Source organism: Massilia sp. FBCC-B171 (genome assembly GCF_059134155.1).
The window spans coordinates 356,674-371,807 of sequence record NZ_CP101443.1; the positions used below are offsets into that span (position 1 = coordinate 356,674).

The following is a 15,134-nucleotide window of genomic DNA, read 5'->3' on the forward strand; positions in this document are numbered from 1 at the left end:
GGGGAGCGGCGGCCAGCGGCCGCCGCGGATTATCGCAGCCTGTGCGGCAGCAGTGCCGAGCCGCCGCGCCGCCCGTACATCATCAACTCCCCCAGCATGGTGCGCGCCGGCTGAACGACGTCGAGCGCCGCCAGTCCCAGACCCAGCACCGACTGCAGCGGCCCGCTGCCGACAAAGGCACGCGCCATGGCGTCGGTCAGCGCGATCGTCATGTTCCGGTCCTGGGCGCGCTCCTCGAGGAAGCGGCCAATGCCTTCCGGCCCCGGGCAGCGCGCCAGCAGGCGCGCCAGCACGGCCGCGTCGCGCAGGCCGAGGTTCAGGCCTTGCCCGGCCACCGGGTGCAGGGTTTGCGCGGCGTTGCCGATGGCGACCGTGCGCGTGGTGGCATGCGGTTCGGCGTTCAGGCCGAGCGGATAGGCAAAGCGCGCCGATACTTTTACAAACTTTCCGAGCCGGCCCCCGAAGGCTTCGCCGAGTTCATGTAAAAACCGTGCTTCGTCCATCGCCTGCAGCGCGTCCGCGCGCTCCGGCTTCACGCACCAGACCAGCGCATACTGAAAACCGTCGGCGCCTTCCTGCGGCAGCAGGGCCAGCGGCCCTTCGTCCGTAAAACGCTCGAAGGCGCGGTGCGCGATCGGGCTGCTGGCGGACACCCGGGCGATGACGGCGCTCTGGCCGTAATCGCGCAGGTGTTGGCCAATGCGCGCCTTGCCTTCCTGCTGCCCGAACACGCCGCCCTCGGCCCCGACCGCGACTTGCGCGGTAATCGTGCGGCCGTCGTCGAGCGAGAGCAGCACATGCTCGCCTGTCTCGTCGAGCGCAGCCACGCGTGCCGGACGAATCACCTGCACGCCCGCGCGTTCGACCGCGCGCGCCAATGCATCGACCACCTCGCCATAGCGCGTCACATAGCCGAGTGCATCGAGCTTATGTTCAGAACGGTCCAGCAAGCTGCGTCCCAGTTGCCCGCGGCGCGAGACGTGAATCGTGTGGATCGCCGTGGCAGGGAAGGGCCAGGCGCCCACTTCCTCGAGCAGCATGCGGCTGCCCCAGGCCAGCGCGATCGAGCGCGGATCCGAAATCGACTGGCCCAGTGCACGGGCGTCGATCAGGGCGATGCGCGATCCTGCGATGCCGCGCCGCGTGAGCAGGGCGGCCAGTGCCAGCCCCACCGGCCCGGCGCCGCAGATCGCGACGTCGACATTGTCATTGTGCTGTTCCATCAGCGCTCCGCCATCAGGGTTTCGATTTCCGCCACCGTCTTCGGCGCCGCACCGGACAGCACGCGTGCACCGGATTGCCCGACGATGACGTCGTCCTCGATGCGGATGCCGATGTTCCAGAACTGTTCCGGCACGCCGGGGCCGGGCCGGACATAAATGCCCGGTTCGACGGTGAGCGCCATGCCCGGCGCCAAAGGCCGCGAAGGTTTACTTTCCAAAGACAGATCGCGGTAGCTGCCGGTATCGTGCACGTCGAGCCCCAGCCAGTGGCCGGTGCCGTGCATGTAGAAGGGCGTGTAGGCGCGCTCGGCCAGCACGTTGTCGACACTGCCGTATTTGGCCTTGTCGAGCAGCTGCAGGTCGAGCATGCCTTCGGCCAGCACCGCAAGCGCCGCCTCGTGCACGTCGCTGTAGGGGCGGCCCGGGACGATCGCCTGCAAGGCCGCTTCCTGCGCGCGCAGCACCAGTTGGTACAGCAGTTTCTGTGGTTCGCTGAAGCGACCGTTGACGGGGAAGGTGCGTGTGATGTCGGAGGCGTAGCTGTCGAATTCGCAGCCGGCGTCGATCAGCACCAGGTCGCCGTCGCGCATGGGCGCATTGTTGGCGCTGTAGTGCAGGATGCAGGCATTCGCGCCGGCGGCGACGATCGGCGTGTAGGCCGGGAACTGGGCGCCGCTCTTGCGGAAGGCGTATAAAAGCTCGGCCTCGAGCTCGTACTCGAACATGCCGGGGCGCGCGGCGCGCATGGCGCGCACGTGGCCGGCGCCGGCGATCGTGGCGGCGCGCAGCATCAGCCCTTGTTCGGCGTCGTCCTTCAGCAGGCGCATCTCGTCGAGCAGGGCCAGCAGGTGGTGTGTGCGTGCAGGCGCCGTGATGCCGCTGCGCGACTGGGCGCGCACCGCCTTCAGCCAACCCGCGACCTGGGCGTCGAGCGCCGCGTTGTGGGCATGCGCATAGTAAAAGGCGGGGACGTCGGCCAGCAGGCGCGCCATCTGCGCATCGAGTTCGCCGACCGGATAGGCCTCGTCGAAGCCGAAGGCGTCCAGCGCCGCGGCCGGGCCGTAGCGAAAGCCGTCCCAGATCTCGCGCTCGACGTTTTTCTCGCGGCAGAACAGGATCGAACGCGCGGCCGTGTCGCCTTTGGCAGCGACGAGCACCAGCACGCTTTCCGGCTCCATGAAACCGGTCAGATAGTAAAAATAGCTGTCGTGCCGGTAGGGGTAGTCGCTGTCGCTGTTCCTCGCCACTTCGGGCGCCGTTGCCAGCACCGCCACCGCGCCCGGCTCCATGCTTGCCGCCAGGCGTGCGCGGCGGGCGGCAAACGGGGTCACGCGCCGGCCCTTTTGCCCATCGGCGCGTTGAGTTCCTCGAGCTGGGCGACGGTGCCGACATTGACCCAGGGGCCTTCGTAGATCTCGCCGCCGACGCGTCCTTGCGCGATGAACTTGCGCATCAGCGGGCCGAACTTGACGAACTCGCCAGGGGCAATACCGTCGAACATTTCTGGGCGGTAGACGCCGATGTTCCCGAAGTTCCACTTCGGGCTGCCTTCGTTCGAGAGCGTGTACATGTCCATGCCGAAATCGCCTTCCGGGTTGTGCCACGGGTTCGGCGTCAGGTAGAGCCAGGCGATGTCGCGCTTGTCCGCAGGGAGCGGCTGGCCGACGGCGTCATTCTCGGGCAACGCATCGAACACCTGCGAAAAGTCGAAATAGGGTGCATAGATGTCGCCCGACAGCGCCACGAAAGGCTCCTTGCCCAGCAGGTGCAGGGCATTGGCGATGCCGCCTGCCGTTTCCAGCGGCACCGGCTCGTGCGAATAGACGATGCGCGCGCCATACGCGCTGCCGTCGCCCAGCGCTTCCTCGAGCATGTGGCCGAGGTGCGAATGGTTGATCACAATCTCGGTGATGCCGGCACGCACCAGGTTCAGGATGTGCCAGACGATGAGCGGACGGCCGCGCACCTTGAGCAGGGGTTTCGGGCAGGCGTCGGTCAGTGGACGCATGCGTTCGCCGCGGCCGGCGGCCAGGATCATGGCTTTCATGGGGCTTCTCGGGAAATGTGAGCTCAGAACGTATAGCCGACCTGGGGCGCCTTGTCCTCGAAGGCGTCGAGCAGGCGGATCAGGGGCTTGAGTTCGGTGTAGCGGTTGGCGGTCTTGCGCACGTAGTCCATCACGGTCGGCAAGTCGCCCATGTAGATGGCCTTGCCGTCGCGGTAGTTCAGGCGGCAGAAGATGCCCAGGATTTTCAGGTGGCGCTGCAGGGCCATGAATTCGAAGTCGCGGTAGAAGGCGTCGATGTCCGGATTGACCGGCAGGCCGACCTGCTTGGCGCTTTGCCAGTAGCGAATCACCCAGTCGAGCACGATTTCTTCGTCCCACTGGATATAGGCGTCGCGCAGGAGCGAGCCGAGGTCGTAGGTAACGGGTCCGTACACGGCGTCCTGGAAGTCGAGCACGCCCGGGTTGCCCTGGTCGAGGAACATCAGGTTACGCGAGTGGAAGTCGCGGTGCATGAACACCTGGCTCTGGGCCAGCACATTTGAAGTGATGGCCTCGAACACCTTGTCGAGCTTGGCCTGCTGGGCCGCATCGAGCGTCACGCCCAGGTGGCGGTTGATATACCACTCCGGGAACAGGTTCATCTCGCGCAGCACGAACGCGCGGTCGAACTCGGGCAGCACGCCCGGCTGGCTGTGCAGCTGGAACTTGATCAGGGCGTCGACCGCATCCGAATACATGAAGGCGGCGTTGTCGGAATCGAGGCGAGACAGATAGGTGGTGGTGCCGAGGTCCGACAGCAGCAGGAAGCCGCGTTCGACATCGCGCGCGACGATCGCCGGCACGCTGACGCCGGCCTCATGCAGCAAGCCCTGGACGTGGATAAAGGCCGGCACGTTTTCGCGCTCGGGCGGGGCATCCATGGCAATGAGGGTATCGCCCAGTTTCGCGCGTAGCGCCTGCGCCACATCGAACCGGAAATAGCGGCGAAAGCTCGCATCGGACGAGGCCGGGCGGCGCGAACCGGCTTCCACCAGGCCGAGAGAGCTCAGCCATTCGGTGAGAAGTGCGAGGCGCGCGTCTTGCTCGGAGGAAGTGGGGGAGTTTTGATACAAAGAAGACATGAAGCGTCCAGGTAAAACCGGTTGAGGAAGGCAATTCCCATATAATAAGGGATTCAATCCAAAAAATCGCCCTTTATGGTGCAGCCACAGATTCCATGAGCTGGTTTACGGCCCTACCATTCCCGCGGCGGCGGGCAGTTGCCTTGTCCGCCCTCGTTACCGTGGCCTCGGGGCCTTTGCATGCGCAAGTTGCGCCGCCTGCGCCCCAAGCCGACGAACAATCGCTTCCCGTTACTGTGCGTGCCGAGGAGATCGGCGGCCGTCCGGACCGCGAACTCAATCTCAGCCGCGACGTCGAAATCACCCGCGGCCAGACCAAGCTGAAGGCCGACACCGCCTGCTACCTGCTGGTGGAAGACGAAGTGACGGCCACCGGCAACGTCAACATGTGGCGTTTTGGCGACCGCTACCAGGGCGATACGCTGCAGCTGAACATGTCCACCGGACGCGGCTATGTGACCAATCCGCAGTACAAGCTGCAGATGAACAATGCGCAAGGCCGCGCCGACCGCATCGATTTCCTTAGCGAAAACGAAGCGCTGGTCCAGGACGGCACCTACAGCACCTGCGAAGGGCCGAACCCCGACTGGTACCTGAAGGCGAGCACGCTGCGCCTCGATTCGGGACGCGACGTCGGCACCGCCGGCAAGACCATCATCTATTTCAAGGACGTGCCTATCCTCGGTACGCCGGCGCTGTCGTTCTCGCTCTCGGGCGCGCGCCGTTCGGGCTGGCTGCCGGCGACCGTCGGCTTCGGCTCGAAAGGCAAGTCCGAGGTGATGGTGCCGTACTACTTCAACATCGCCCCGAACCGCGACCTGACGGTTTACCCGCGCTTGATGTTCGACCGCGGCCTGCAGCTCGGCGCGACCGCCCGCTACATGGGCGAAACGGAACGTGGGCCGTATGCCGGCCAGACCCATGTGGAAGGCTTGCTCGACGACCGCATCACGAAGAGCGACCGCTGGCGGGTCGACTCCCTGCACAACCAGACGCTGGCGCCAGGCTGGACTTACGGCTGGAACCTGCATTCGGCGTCGGATGACGAATACCCGAGCGACTTTTCGCCCACCGTCGCCACCAGCGCCGAGCGCCAGCTGGTGCGCGACGTGTACACCAGTTACGGTACCCAGTACTGGAGCCTGACCGCGCGCGCGCAGAACATCCAGGTGCTGCAGGAGCCGGCGGCGGTCGCCAATCCGGCACTGTCGATTCCACGTCCCTACGACCGCCTGCCGCAGATTAACTTCCACGCCGGCCGCTATGACGTGAAGGGTTTCGACTGGGCGGTCGACGCCGAGGCGACGCGCTTTTCGCATCCGACCTTTGACAGCGGCAACCGCCTGCTGGCCGTGTCCCAGGTCAGCTATCCATGGGTACGCCCGGGCTACTACGTCACGCCCAAGCTGATGCTGCACGCGACCAAGTACAACATGCAGAGCAATGCCGGCCGTGAGACCAACCTCTCGCGCACGCTGCCGATCTTCTCGGTCGACAGCGGCATGGTGTTCGAGCGCGATACCAAATTATTCGGCAAGGCGATCACCCAGACCCTGGAGCCGCGCCTGTTCTATGTACGCACGCCCTACAAGAACCAGGACGACTTCCCGCTCTTCGACACCGGCGAATCGGGCTTCAGCTATGCCCAGCTGTTTTCAGAAAACCGCTTCGTCGGCGGCGACCGCGTCTCCGACGCAAACCAGCTGACGGCCGCCGTGGTGTCGCGCTACATCGAGTCCGACGGCGCCGAGCGCCTGCGCATGGCGGTGGGCCAGCGCATTTATTTCGAGGATCCGCGCGTGCAGCTGCCGGGCCGTACCCAGGACCGCCAGGGCCGCTCCGACCTGCTGCTGGCGGCATCGGGCCGCATCATCGATAACTGGAACTTCGACAGCAGCGTACAATACGACGCAACCAGCACCAGCCTGTATAGCCAGAACCATGGCGTACGCTGGACGCCGGGACCGATGAAAGTGCTCAATGCCGAGTACCGCTACGTGCGCAACAGCTTCCGCAATGCCGACGTATCGGCCCAGTGGCCGCTGTCGGCGCGCTGGTTTGGCGTTGGCCGCGTCAGCTATTCGCTGCGCGACCACAAGGTGCTCGAGAGCCTGATCGGTCTCGAGTACAAGGCCGATTGCTGGATTTTCCGGGCGGGCGCGCAGCGCTTCGTGACGGCAGCGCAAACGACCTCGACGCCGATGTTCTTCCAGCTCGAGCTCAACGGCCTGTCGCGCCTTGGGCTGGGCAACCCGCTGGAGTCGTTTTACAAGAGTATTCCCGGCTATACGCGGCTCAACGGCAACGTCGGCCGCCCCTAGCAAGGGCGCCCCTAACCGGGACCATGGATGATTTTTGACCTGAATGAGTGCTTCCCAGACTATGCGTACTACCAGTTTGCATCACCTTAAGCTCGCAGCGGCGCTGCTGTGCGCGCTCACGGCCAACGCCGCCCTGGCACAGGACAGCAAGGGCGCCGCGGCGCCGGCTGCGCCTGCCGCCAGCCAGCCGGGCAGCGGTTTCCTGCCGCCGGCCTCGAGCAGCGCGAACGTCATCGATTCGATCCGGGTCGTCGTCAACGACGAGGTCCTGACCAGGAACGAAGTGAGCGGCCGCGTGGCCCAGATCGTGCAGCGCCTGCGCGCCCAGAACGCCCAGCTTCCGGCCGAGGTCGACCTCGAGCGTCAGGTGATCGAATCGATGATCGTCGAGCGCGCCCAGCTGCAGCTGGCCAAGGAAATGGGCGTGCGCGTCGATGACCGCAGGCTCGACGCCGCCATCGCCCGCATCGCCGAAGGCCAGAAGATGTCGGTCCAGGACATGCGCAACCAGATGGAAAAAGAAGGCCTGACCTTCGCCGCCTTCCGCGAAGAGATCCGCAACGAGATCATGCTGCAGAACCTGCGCGAGCATGAGGTCGACAGCAAGATCCAGGTCTCGGACGCCGAGATCGACACCTATCTCGCCGCCGAAAAAGCCGCCGCGGCCGACAAGGTCGAGCTCGACATCGCCCAGATCCTGGTCAGCATCCCGGTCAACGCCACGCCCGAGCAGATCGCCGCCCGCCGCGCGCGCGCCGACGAAGTGCTGCGCCAGCTGCGCACCGGCGCCGACTTCACCAAGATCGCCGCCACCTATTCCGATGCGCCCGACGCACTCAAGGGCGGCGCCATCGGCTGGCGCGATCCGGACCGCCTGCCGCCGCTGATCGGCGAGCAGCTGCGCAAGCTGGGCGCGGGCCAGGTGACGCCTGTCATCAAGAGCAATACCGGTTTCCACATCGTCAAGGTGATCGACAAGCGCAACCTGGCGCAGGCGGCGCAGGCGCCGGAGCAGGCCCTGGTCCAGCAGACCCGCGTGCGCCAGATCCTGATGAAGGCCACGCCGGCCATGCCGGTCGCGCAAGTGAAGGCCAAACTGGCCGAGCTGAAGGCGAAAATCGAGAGCAAGTCGGCGACCTTCGAAGAACTGGCGCGCCAGAACGGCCAGGACGGCACGGCTGCCAAGGGCGGCGACCTGGGCTGGGTCACCGCCGAAGACGTGGTGCCGGAATTCGCCAGCGCGATGGATGCCCTGAAGCCGGGCCAGCTGTCGGACGTGGTCGAATCGCCTTTCGGTTTCCACCTGATCGAAGTCCTCGAGCGCAAGACCGAAGACCAGAGCCGCGAAAAAGACCGCCTGCGCGCACGCCAGGTGATCCGCGAGCGCAAACTGGGTGAAGCCTTCGAGGACTGGGCGCGCGAAGTGCGCGACCGTGCCTACGTCGAGTACCGCGAGGAGGCGTAACACCGTGGCCGCGCCGCAGACAGTGCGCCGCCCGACGCTGGCGCTCACCGTCGGCGAGCCGGCCGGCATCGGGCCCGAGATCTCGATCCGCGCCGCCTGGGCGCTGCGCGAACAGGCCAACTGCGTGCTGGTCGGCGACGCGGCTTTTCTCGCGCTCACCGCCAGCCTGATCGATCCGTCGATCCGCCTGGCGGCGCTGTCGATCCAGGCGCTGCGCAACGGCGGCCTGCCGCATTTCGGCAAAGAGCGCATCGCCGTCATCGACGTGCCGCTGGCCGCCCACGTCACGCCCGGCACGCTCGATGCCGAAAACGGGCGCGCCGTGCTGGCCACGCTCGACCTCGCGCTCGAGGGCGTGCAGGCCGGCTGGTTCGACGCCATCGTCACCGCGCCCCTGCAAAAGAGCACCATCAACCAGGCCGGCGTTGCCTTTTCCGGCCACACCGAATACCTGGCTGAAAAAACCCATACCCCGAAGGTGGTCATGATGCTGGCCGGCCAGCCCGCCGGCGGCCAGCCCTATCTGCGCGTGGCGCTGGCCACGACCCATTTGCCCCTGAAGGACGTGCCGGGCGCGATCACGGGCGCGGGCCTGGCCCAGGTGCTGGACATCCTGCACCGTGACCTGCGCGACAAGTTCGGCATCGCTGCGCCGCGCATCCTGGTCACCGGCCTGAACCCGCATGCGGGCGAAAACGGCTACCTGGGGCGCGAGGAAATCGAGGTCATCGCACCCAGCCTGGCGGCGGCGCAGGCGCGCGGCATCGATGCGCGCGGCCCGTACCCGGCCGATACGCTGTTCCAGCCTAAATATTTACAAGACGCCGACTGCGTGCTGGCCATGTACCACGACCAGGGCCTGCCCGTGCTCAAGCACGCGACCTTTGGACGCGGCATCAACGTCACGCTCGGCCTGCCCCTGATCCGCACCTCGGTCGACCACGGCACCGCGCTCGACCTGGCGGCGCAGGGGCTGGGCCTGGCCGATTGCGGCAGCATGGAAGAGGCGATCCGCGCCGCCATGGACATGGTCACGGCCAGTCAGCGCACGGCCAGCCGCACACATTCAACGAAAGATTAAATGAAACACGTAGCACGCAAACGCTTCGGCCAGAACTTCCTGACCGATAAGCTGGTCCTGACCAGCATCATCGACGCGATCGACCCGCGCCAGGGCGAGGCGATGGTCGAGATCGGCCCGGGCCTGGCGGCGATGACGGCGCTGCTATTGAAACAACTCGACCACATGCACGTGGTCGAACTCGACCGCGACCTGGTGGCGCGCCTCGAAAAAGCCTACCCGCGCGAAAAGCTGACCGTGCATTCGGCCGACGCCCTGAAATTCGATTTCGGCGCCCTGCCGGTGCCGGAAGGGCAGAAGCTGCGCATCGTCGGCAACCTGCCGTACAACATCTCGAGCCCGCTGCTGTTCCACCTGGCCGAGTTCGCGCACCTGGTCGAGGACCAGCATTTCATGCTGCAAAAGGAAGTGGTCGAGCGCATGGTGGCCGAGCCCGGCACCAAGGCCTATGGCCGCCTGTCGGTGATGCTGCAATGGCGCTACGACATGTCGCTGCTGTTCATCGTGCCGCCGACCGCCTTCGATCCGCCGCCCCAGGTCGAGTCTGCCATCGTGCGCATGATCCCGACCCGGAACAAGCTCGCCGTCGACGGCGCCACCCTGTCGGCCGTGGTGCAGAAGGCCTTCTCGCAGCGGCGCAAGGTCATTCGCAACTGCGTGGCCGGCATGTTCACCGAAGCGCAATTGGTCGAGGCCGGCATCGATCCGGGCGTGCGGCCGGAGAACGTCAGCCTGGAGCAGTACGTGGCGCTGTCGAATATCCTCAAGCCGGTGTAAGCCACACCAGGCTGGGCGCGGGGCGGGCATCGGCCCCGCTGCGCGCCCCGCAACTCATCCGTGCCGCAGCGCACAAACCCTTCATATCCCCGCTTTATGCGCTTCATCGTGCGCTTTGTGCAGTTCGTCGCAGTCCGATGGAAGGCGACAAGGGCGCTTGCTAAAGTACTCCCATCGAAAGCCGAAACGGCACATATCTCACCGAAGGGAGTCTGAAATGAACGTCCTCAAACACATGGAATCGATGTTCCTGGTCGCTGCACTGGTCGTCGGCGTGAGCACCTACGCCAGCGCCGAGAGCTACAAGGCCCAGGTCCGCGCCAGCGAAATGGTCTCGGTCGGCAACGAGAAAATGGCAATCGTGAAAGTCACCGGCAAGCGCCTCCCGGCCGCCACCAAGTTCGGTTGAGCCGGCTCCCAATAGCGCGGGCAAAAAAAAGCCCGCCGTTGCGGGCGGGCTGAAATCCAATTCTTTTCTGAGGAGAGTTGGAGGAGACAGGTGCAATTATGCTGCACCACAACATATACGTCTAATTTTCTTTAGGAATGATCGACATATATATTGTGAATGTCTCTCTGCCTCAGGTTGCGTTGGTGGTGCAGTTGATGCGAATCGACGCGATGTCCTCGTCGCCCATCTCGCCGGCACCGTTGGTGACGGTGCAGGTCTGGCCTGTTGGCTGCTGCAGGACGGTCACGCCATAGGTCGTTTTGTAGGTGACCTGTGTCGGGAACGTGAAACTGGTTGGATAAAGACCCGTCGCCGTATCCTTGGTCAGCGTCAGCTGATTGCCGCCATTGGTCAGGATCAGCGTGTCCGCTGCCAGGCCCGTGATTTGTCCGCCGATCGTATGGGTGGCCAGGTTGCATACGAACTGTGCATTGATGACGGAGAGGCGGCCAGCCGTATCTGACGTGATGTTGCCTTGCACGTCTGCAGGGCCGCACACCTGATGAGGCGGCTGCTGATAAATCGTTGTGCCGTTCTCGTTCGTGCCGATCGGCTTCAAGGTGATGCTGTAGGCGTCGCCGTAGTCCAGCTGGTTCGGGAAGGCATAGTTAATCGTCGGCACGAGCTTGCCGCTGCCGTCAGTTTGCGGCTGAATGGCGACTTCCATGCCGTTCGTCACAAGGACCAGCGGGCCGTACTGCAGGTTGGTGACCGTTCCGCCAACCGTATATTTCGACGTGCCGCCACCACAGGCCGCAAGGCCCGCTGCCAGGGTCAGCGCGCACAGCGCCAGGATCGATTTTTTCAAATGAGTCTCCACGAAATGATTAAGCGCAGCGCACGACGACGTTGTTGATGTCGGTATCGCGCATGGTGGCGCTTGCGTTCTCGACCGTACAGGTGCGGCCTTCCGGCTGGCGCAGGATGGTGACGCCGTAAGCCAGGTCTTCCGTCACCGGCGCCATGTTGAAGTTGAAGTCGAGGGGGTTGTCGGAACCGGATGGCGCGATCTCCTTGCGGTCGATGCCGTTCACGAGCACCAGGCCGGTCGCGTTGCCGAGGCCGAGGATCTTGCCGCCCAGCGCATGCGTGCGGATCGTGCACGACACGACGACGGTCTCGATGGTGAAGACGGCCTTGCCCGAGCCACTCGAGACAGCGCAATTTTTGATCCCGTCGACATTCGGCGGGACGCTTTTCACCTCGACGTTGTAGCCGGAATCGGTTTCGACGCGGGTCGGGAAGAAAAATCGGCCGGGCGCGTTGACGGCGAGATCGTCGCGGCCATTGTTCGTCAGGACCAGGCCAGGCTTGGTGACGCCGAACGCCGTGCCGCCGACATAGACATCACCGTCGCCGCCGCCGCAGGCGGACAGGCTGAGCGCGCATGCGAGCGCGAGGCCGGCACGCAGGGGGGAACGAATCATAATTTCTCCAAAAAAGGGGAGGGACAAGGCGCGCAAATCGTGAGGCGCCGGACAGCATGGTAGAAGTTTGCCCATCATTTTAGAGCATTTGACAAGGGCCGGGCTCATTAGGCTTTGTATCACGGTGTAACGGGTGGCGTCGGCCTCGCGTCAGCCGCGCACGTTTGCATTTCGCCGCTGGCCTCGCTATGCTGGATCCATCCTCACGACCGCCTGCGATGAAGCCTTCCAACCGCCGCCCCTGGCCCAAAGCCATCCTGTTCGACCTCGACGATACGCTGTGGCCGATCGCGCCCGTCATCGTGCAGGCCGAACAGACCCTGTTCGCGTGGCTTGCCAACAACGCGCCGCGCGTGGCCGAACGCTTCAGCATCGACAGCCTGCGCCAGGCGCGTCTCGAGCTGCTCGCGCGCCGTCCCGAATTCCAGCTCGACCTGGGCGCACTGCGCCGCGCCGGCCTGATCGCCGCCTTCGAGCAGGCCGGAGAAGACGCGGACAAGGTCGAACTGGCCATGACCGAATTCTTCGCCGCCCGCAATGCCGTGATTCCCTACGACGACGTGCTGCCCGGGCTCCTGCGCCTGAAGGGGCGGGTGCTGGTCGGGTCGGTCACGAACGGCAATGCCGACCTGCAGACGATCGGCCTGTCCAACCATTTCCATGTCTCGGTGGCGGCCCCGAGTTTCGGCCGGGCGAAACCGGATGCGTCGATTTTCCACGCTGCCTGCGACGCGCTCGGCGTGGCCGCGCACGACGCCGTCCACGTCGGCGACGACCTGCTGCTCGACGTCCAGGGCGCCCAGCGCGCCGGCCTGCGCGCCGTGTGGATGAACCGCACCGCCAGCCGGCGCCACCTGGAAGAGGGCGTGCAGCCGGATGCGATCGTGGCGAACATGGATGGATTGCTCGACTGGCTCAAGCGCGAACATCGATGAGTGCGCGTTCCGCACAGGGCGTGCCTGAGGGTGCATAATAGACACGCAACCATTCTGCGCGCCTCCACTTCCCATGCAACTTGAACCCCGAGCCCAAACCCTGCTGAAAGCCCTCGTCGAGCGCTATATCGCCGACGGCCAGCCGGTCGGGTCGCGTGCGCTCTCGAAAATTTCCGGCCTCGACCTGTCGCCGGCCACGATCCGCAACATCATGGCCGACCTCGAGGAAATGGGCTATGTCGCCAGTCCCCATACCTCGGCCGGCCGGGTGCCGACGCCGCGCGGCTACCGCCTGTTCGTCGACACGCTGCTGACGGTGCAGCACCTCGACGGCCAGCACGGCGTCGACGCCGGCAGCATGCGCCTGCCGCTCCAGCAGCCGCAAAAAATCATCGCCAACGCGGCGCAGATGCTGTCCTCGCTGACCCAGTTTGCCGGCGTCGTGCAAAGTCCGCGGCGCGAATCGGTGTTCCAGCAAATCGAATTCCTGCGCCTGTCCGAAAAGCGCATCCTGCTCGTCATCGTCGACCCGCGCGGCGACGTCCAGAACCGCCTGCTGCTCACCGAGGTCGACTACACGCCGACCCAGCTGATCCAGTCGGCCAACTACCTGAACCAGAATTTCGCCGGCCTGACCTTCGACGAAGTGCGCATGCGCCTGACGGGAGAATTGCGCCAGCTGCAGGAAAATATCGGCGGCCTGATGCAGACGGCGGTGGAGGCGGGCAGCGAAATGGCCGAGGGCAACAACGAGATGGTCATCTCGGGCGAGCGCAATTTGCTGTCGGTCTCGGACCTGTCCTCGAACATGACTTCGCTGCGCCAGATGTTCGAGATGTTCGAGCAAAAGACCGGCCTCATGCAGCTGCTCGACATGTCGAGCAAGGCCGGCGGCGTGCAGATTTTCATCGGCGGCGAATCGAAGCTGGTGCCGATGGACGAGATGAGCGTGGTCACCGCGCCCTACGAGGTGAACGGCAAGATCGTCGGCACCCTGGGCGTCATCGGCCCGACCCGCATGGCCTACGAGCGGGTGATCCCGATTGTCGACATCACCGCGAAATTACTGTCGAATGCGCTGAGCCATCCCTAGGCCGAGGACCTGCCGTACGATCGCACCAATAAGAAACGGCGCCGCGGCGCCGTTTGTTATTGCGGATGCAAACTGTTCTTAGCTGCCGCTGCCGCCGCGGTGCGGACAGGCCGGCTTGATGCAATGGCCGTAGATTGCCAGCGCATGCTCGGCGATCTTGAAACCGCGTTCGGCGGCGATCCTGTTTTGGCGCGACTCAATTTCTTCGTCGAAGAATTCTTCGACGTGGCCGCAATCGAGGCAGACCAGGTGGTCGTGGTGCGAGCCGGCGTTCAGTTCGTAGATCGCCTTGCCGGTTTCGAAGTGGTTGCGGTTCAAGAGGCCCGCCTGCTCGAACTGGGTCAGCACCCGGTAGACGGTCGCCAGGCCGACGTCCATGTTTTCGGCCAGCAGGATTTTGTAGACGTCTTCCGCCGTCAGGTGCCGCACTTCGCTGTTCTGGAAAATTTCGAGGATCTTCAGGCGCGGCAGGGTCGCCTTCAGGCCGCTCGCCTTCAGGTCGGTAGGACTGTTACTCATGTTTGTTACTCGTAGATGGGCGGAGTGCTTTATGATATAGCGTTTTGGAAGCTCCCGCTTAAACGTTTTGAGGTTACTTATGCGTCTCTTTGATGCCGTTGTTCATCGCGCCAAGGCCCGGGGCACGCTCGCCGCCGCCCTTGCCTGCACGCTTGTATTGTCCGGCTGCGCATCCTGGCGCAACCAGACCAAACCGGCCGCACCGGTGAATACGTCCGCCGCCGCCCTGCAGTCCGACGCCGGCATCTCGGCATCGCTGGCCAATGCTGGTGCGCAAACGACCCAGGGCACGAAACTGCAGAAATTCCTGTGGATCTTCTCGCCTTACCGCCCGGACATCCAGCAAGGCAACTTCGTCTCGGCAGAAATGCTGAGCCAGCTGAAAGTGGGACAAACCCGCGAACAGGTGCGCTTCCTGCTCGGCACGCCGATGCTGATGGACATGTTCCACGCCGACCGCTGGGACTATCCGTTCTACCTCGCGCGCGGCAATGGCGAGCTGACCACCAGCCGCGTCACCATCTATTTCAAGGATGACGTCGTCGAGCGCTTCGAAGGCGGCAACCTGCCGACCGAGCGCGAATACATCGACCGCATCGCCGGTCCCGCCAGGAAGGTCGCCAAGGACGCGAAAAAAGCCGAGGCCATTTCCCGTCCGGTCGAGCCGTCGACCGCGGCCACGCCCGCCACTTCCTCGAACACGCCCTGAGACT

The 15,134-nt window shown here is 64.7% G+C and carries 15 protein-coding genes; 8 read left to right on the forward strand and 7 right to left on the reverse strand.

Features of this window, described 5'->3' with window-relative positions; genetic code table 11:
• Nucleotides 1–29: 29 nt before the first annotated feature.
• From NMB41_RS01630 to NMB41_RS01645, 4 genes are read right to left on the reverse strand one after another with little or no spacing between them, the layout of a single operon-like run.
• On the reverse strand, nt 30–1,223 hold the full coding sequence (locus NMB41_RS01630; protein ID WP_494380752.1) for an FAD-dependent monooxygenase: 1,194 nt from the start codon (nt 1,221–1,223) through the stop codon (nt 30–32).
• A complete protein-coding gene (locus NMB41_RS01635) occupies nt 1,223–2,554 on the reverse strand; it encodes an aminopeptidase P N-terminal domain-containing protein (protein ID WP_494380753.1) in 1,332 nt (443 codons plus the stop codon). The genes NMB41_RS01630 and NMB41_RS01635 overlap by 1 nt, the downstream gene beginning before the upstream one ends.
• A complete protein-coding gene (murU, locus tag NMB41_RS01640) occupies nt 2,551–3,270 on the reverse strand; it encodes an N-acetylmuramate alpha-1-phosphate uridylyltransferase MurU (RefSeq protein ID WP_494380754.1) in 720 nt (239 codons plus the stop codon). Before murU ends, NMB41_RS01635 begins: the two co-directional genes overlap by 4 nt.
• Before the next feature lie 23 nt (nt 3,271–3,293).
• Entirely contained in the window at nt 3,294–4,352 is a 1,059-nt protein-coding gene (locus tag NMB41_RS01645; RefSeq protein WP_494380755.1) for an aminoglycoside phosphotransferase family protein, read from the reverse strand.
• 95 nt (nt 4,353–4,447) lie between these two features.
• Here NMB41_RS01645 and NMB41_RS01650 point away from each other — a divergent pair, with 95 nt between their 5' ends.
• The 5 genes from NMB41_RS01650 to NMB41_RS01670 all read left to right on the forward strand — a co-directional run bounded on the left by NMB41_RS01650 (nt 4,448) and on the right by NMB41_RS01670 (nt 10,405).
• Nucleotides 4,448–6,673 carry an LPS-assembly protein LptD gene (locus tag NMB41_RS01650; protein ID WP_494380756.1) on the forward strand — a complete coding sequence of 742 codons (2,226 nt, stop codon included), beginning with the start codon at nt 4,448–4,450 and terminating at the stop codon, nt 6,671–6,673.
• A 61-nt stretch (nt 6,674–6,734) separates the two neighbouring features.
• Nucleotides 6,735–8,138, forward strand: coding sequence for a peptidylprolyl isomerase (locus NMB41_RS01655; protein WP_494380757.1), 1,404 nt, complete (start codon nt 6,735–6,737; stop codon nt 8,136–8,138).
• Nucleotides 8,139–8,142: 4 nt separating this feature from the next.
• On the forward strand, nt 8,143–9,219 hold the full coding sequence (gene pdxA / locus NMB41_RS01660) for a 4-hydroxythreonine-4-phosphate dehydrogenase PdxA (protein ID WP_494380758.1): 1,077 nt from the start codon (nt 8,143–8,145) through the stop codon (nt 9,217–9,219).
• Nucleotides 9,220–9,996 (forward strand): 16S rRNA (adenine(1518)-N(6)/adenine(1519)-N(6))-dimethyltransferase RsmA, encoded by a 777-nt coding sequence (gene rsmA / locus NMB41_RS01665; RefSeq protein WP_494380759.1) that lies wholly within the window; start codon nt 9,220–9,222, stop codon nt 9,994–9,996.
• A gap of 217 nt (nt 9,997–10,213) precedes the next feature.
• A complete protein-coding gene (locus tag NMB41_RS01670; protein ID WP_494380760.1) occupies nt 10,214–10,405 on the forward strand; it encodes a hypothetical protein in 192 nt (63 codons plus the stop codon).
• Between the two features lie 172 nt (nt 10,406–10,577).
• Here NMB41_RS01670 and NMB41_RS01675 read toward each other — a convergent pair whose 3' ends face one another.
• Both NMB41_RS01675 and NMB41_RS01680 read right to left on the reverse strand, forming a co-directional pair.
• Nucleotides 10,578–11,255, reverse strand: coding sequence for a hypothetical protein (locus tag NMB41_RS01675; RefSeq protein WP_494380761.1), 678 nt, complete (start codon nt 11,253–11,255; stop codon nt 10,578–10,580).
• A gap of 19 nt (nt 11,256–11,274) precedes the next feature.
• Nucleotides 11,275–11,874, reverse strand: a complete 600-nt coding sequence (locus tag NMB41_RS01680) for a hypothetical protein (RefSeq protein ID WP_494380762.1) — start codon at nt 11,872–11,874, stop codon at nt 11,275–11,277.
• A gap of 218 nt (nt 11,875–12,092) precedes the next feature.
• On the opposite strand from NMB41_RS01680, the gene NMB41_RS01685 reads away from it, so the two are divergent.
• Nucleotides 12,093–12,809, forward strand: coding sequence for an HAD family hydrolase (locus NMB41_RS01685; protein ID WP_494380763.1), 717 nt, complete (start codon nt 12,093–12,095; stop codon nt 12,807–12,809).
• A 73-nt stretch (nt 12,810–12,882) separates the two neighbouring features.
• Nucleotides 12,883–13,902 (forward strand): heat-inducible transcriptional repressor HrcA, encoded by a 1,020-nt coding sequence (gene hrcA, locus NMB41_RS01690; RefSeq protein WP_494380764.1) that lies wholly within the window; start codon nt 12,883–12,885, stop codon nt 13,900–13,902.
• Nucleotides 13,903–13,980: 78 nt separating this feature from the next.
• Here hrcA and fur read toward each other — a convergent pair whose 3' ends face one another.
• On the reverse strand, nt 13,981–14,421 hold the full coding sequence (fur, locus tag NMB41_RS01695) for a ferric iron uptake transcriptional regulator (protein WP_494380765.1): 441 nt from the start codon (nt 14,419–14,421) through the stop codon (nt 13,981–13,983).
• Nucleotides 14,422–14,500: 79 nt separating this feature from the next.
• Here fur and NMB41_RS01700 point away from each other — a divergent pair, with 79 nt between their 5' ends.
• The gene (locus tag NMB41_RS01700) at nt 14,501–15,130 is read left to right on the forward strand and encodes an outer membrane protein assembly factor BamE (protein WP_494380766.1); all 630 of its coding nucleotides are present in this window, start codon (nt 14,501–14,503) and stop codon (nt 15,128–15,130) included.
• Nucleotides 15,131–15,134 lie beyond the last annotated feature (4 nt).

Coding starts and splice junctions, on each gene's coding strand:
- fur (WP_494380765.1), bottom strand. CDS start 14,421: ATGAGTAACAGTCCTACCGACCTGAAGGCGAGCGGCCTGAAGGCGACC.
- hrcA (WP_494380764.1), top strand. CDS start 12,883: ATGCAACTTGAACCCCGAGCCCAAACCCTGCTGAAAGCCCTCGTCGAG.
- NMB41_RS01650 (WP_494380756.1), top strand. CDS start 4,448: ATGAGCTGGTTTACGGCCCTACCATTCCCGCGGCGGCGGGCAGTTGCC.
- murU (WP_494380754.1), bottom strand. CDS start 3,270: ATGAAAGCCATGATCCTGGCCGCCGGCCGCGGCGAACGCATGCGTCCA.
- NMB41_RS01670 (WP_494380760.1), top strand. CDS start 10,214: ATGAACGTCCTCAAACACATGGAATCGATGTTCCTGGTCGCTGCACTG.
- NMB41_RS01645 (WP_494380755.1), bottom strand. CDS start 4,352: ATGTCTTCTTTGTATCAAAACTCCCCCACTTCCTCCGAGCAAGACGCG.
- NMB41_RS01655 (WP_494380757.1), top strand. CDS start 6,735: ATGCGTACTACCAGTTTGCATCACCTTAAGCTCGCAGCGGCGCTGCTG.
- NMB41_RS01680 (WP_494380762.1), bottom strand. CDS start 11,874: ATGATTCGTTCCCCCCTGCGTGCCGGCCTCGCGCTCGCATGCGCGCTC.
- NMB41_RS01700 (WP_494380766.1), top strand. CDS start 14,501: ATGCGTCTCTTTGATGCCGTTGTTCATCGCGCCAAGGCCCGGGGCACG.
- NMB41_RS01630 (WP_494380752.1), bottom strand. CDS start 1,223: ATGGAACAGCACAATGACAATGTCGACGTCGCGATCTGCGGCGCCGGG.
- NMB41_RS01685 (WP_494380763.1), top strand. CDS start 12,093: ATGAAGCCTTCCAACCGCCGCCCCTGGCCCAAAGCCATCCTGTTCGAC.
- rsmA (WP_494380759.1), top strand. CDS start 9,220: ATGAAACACGTAGCACGCAAACGCTTCGGCCAGAACTTCCTGACCGAT.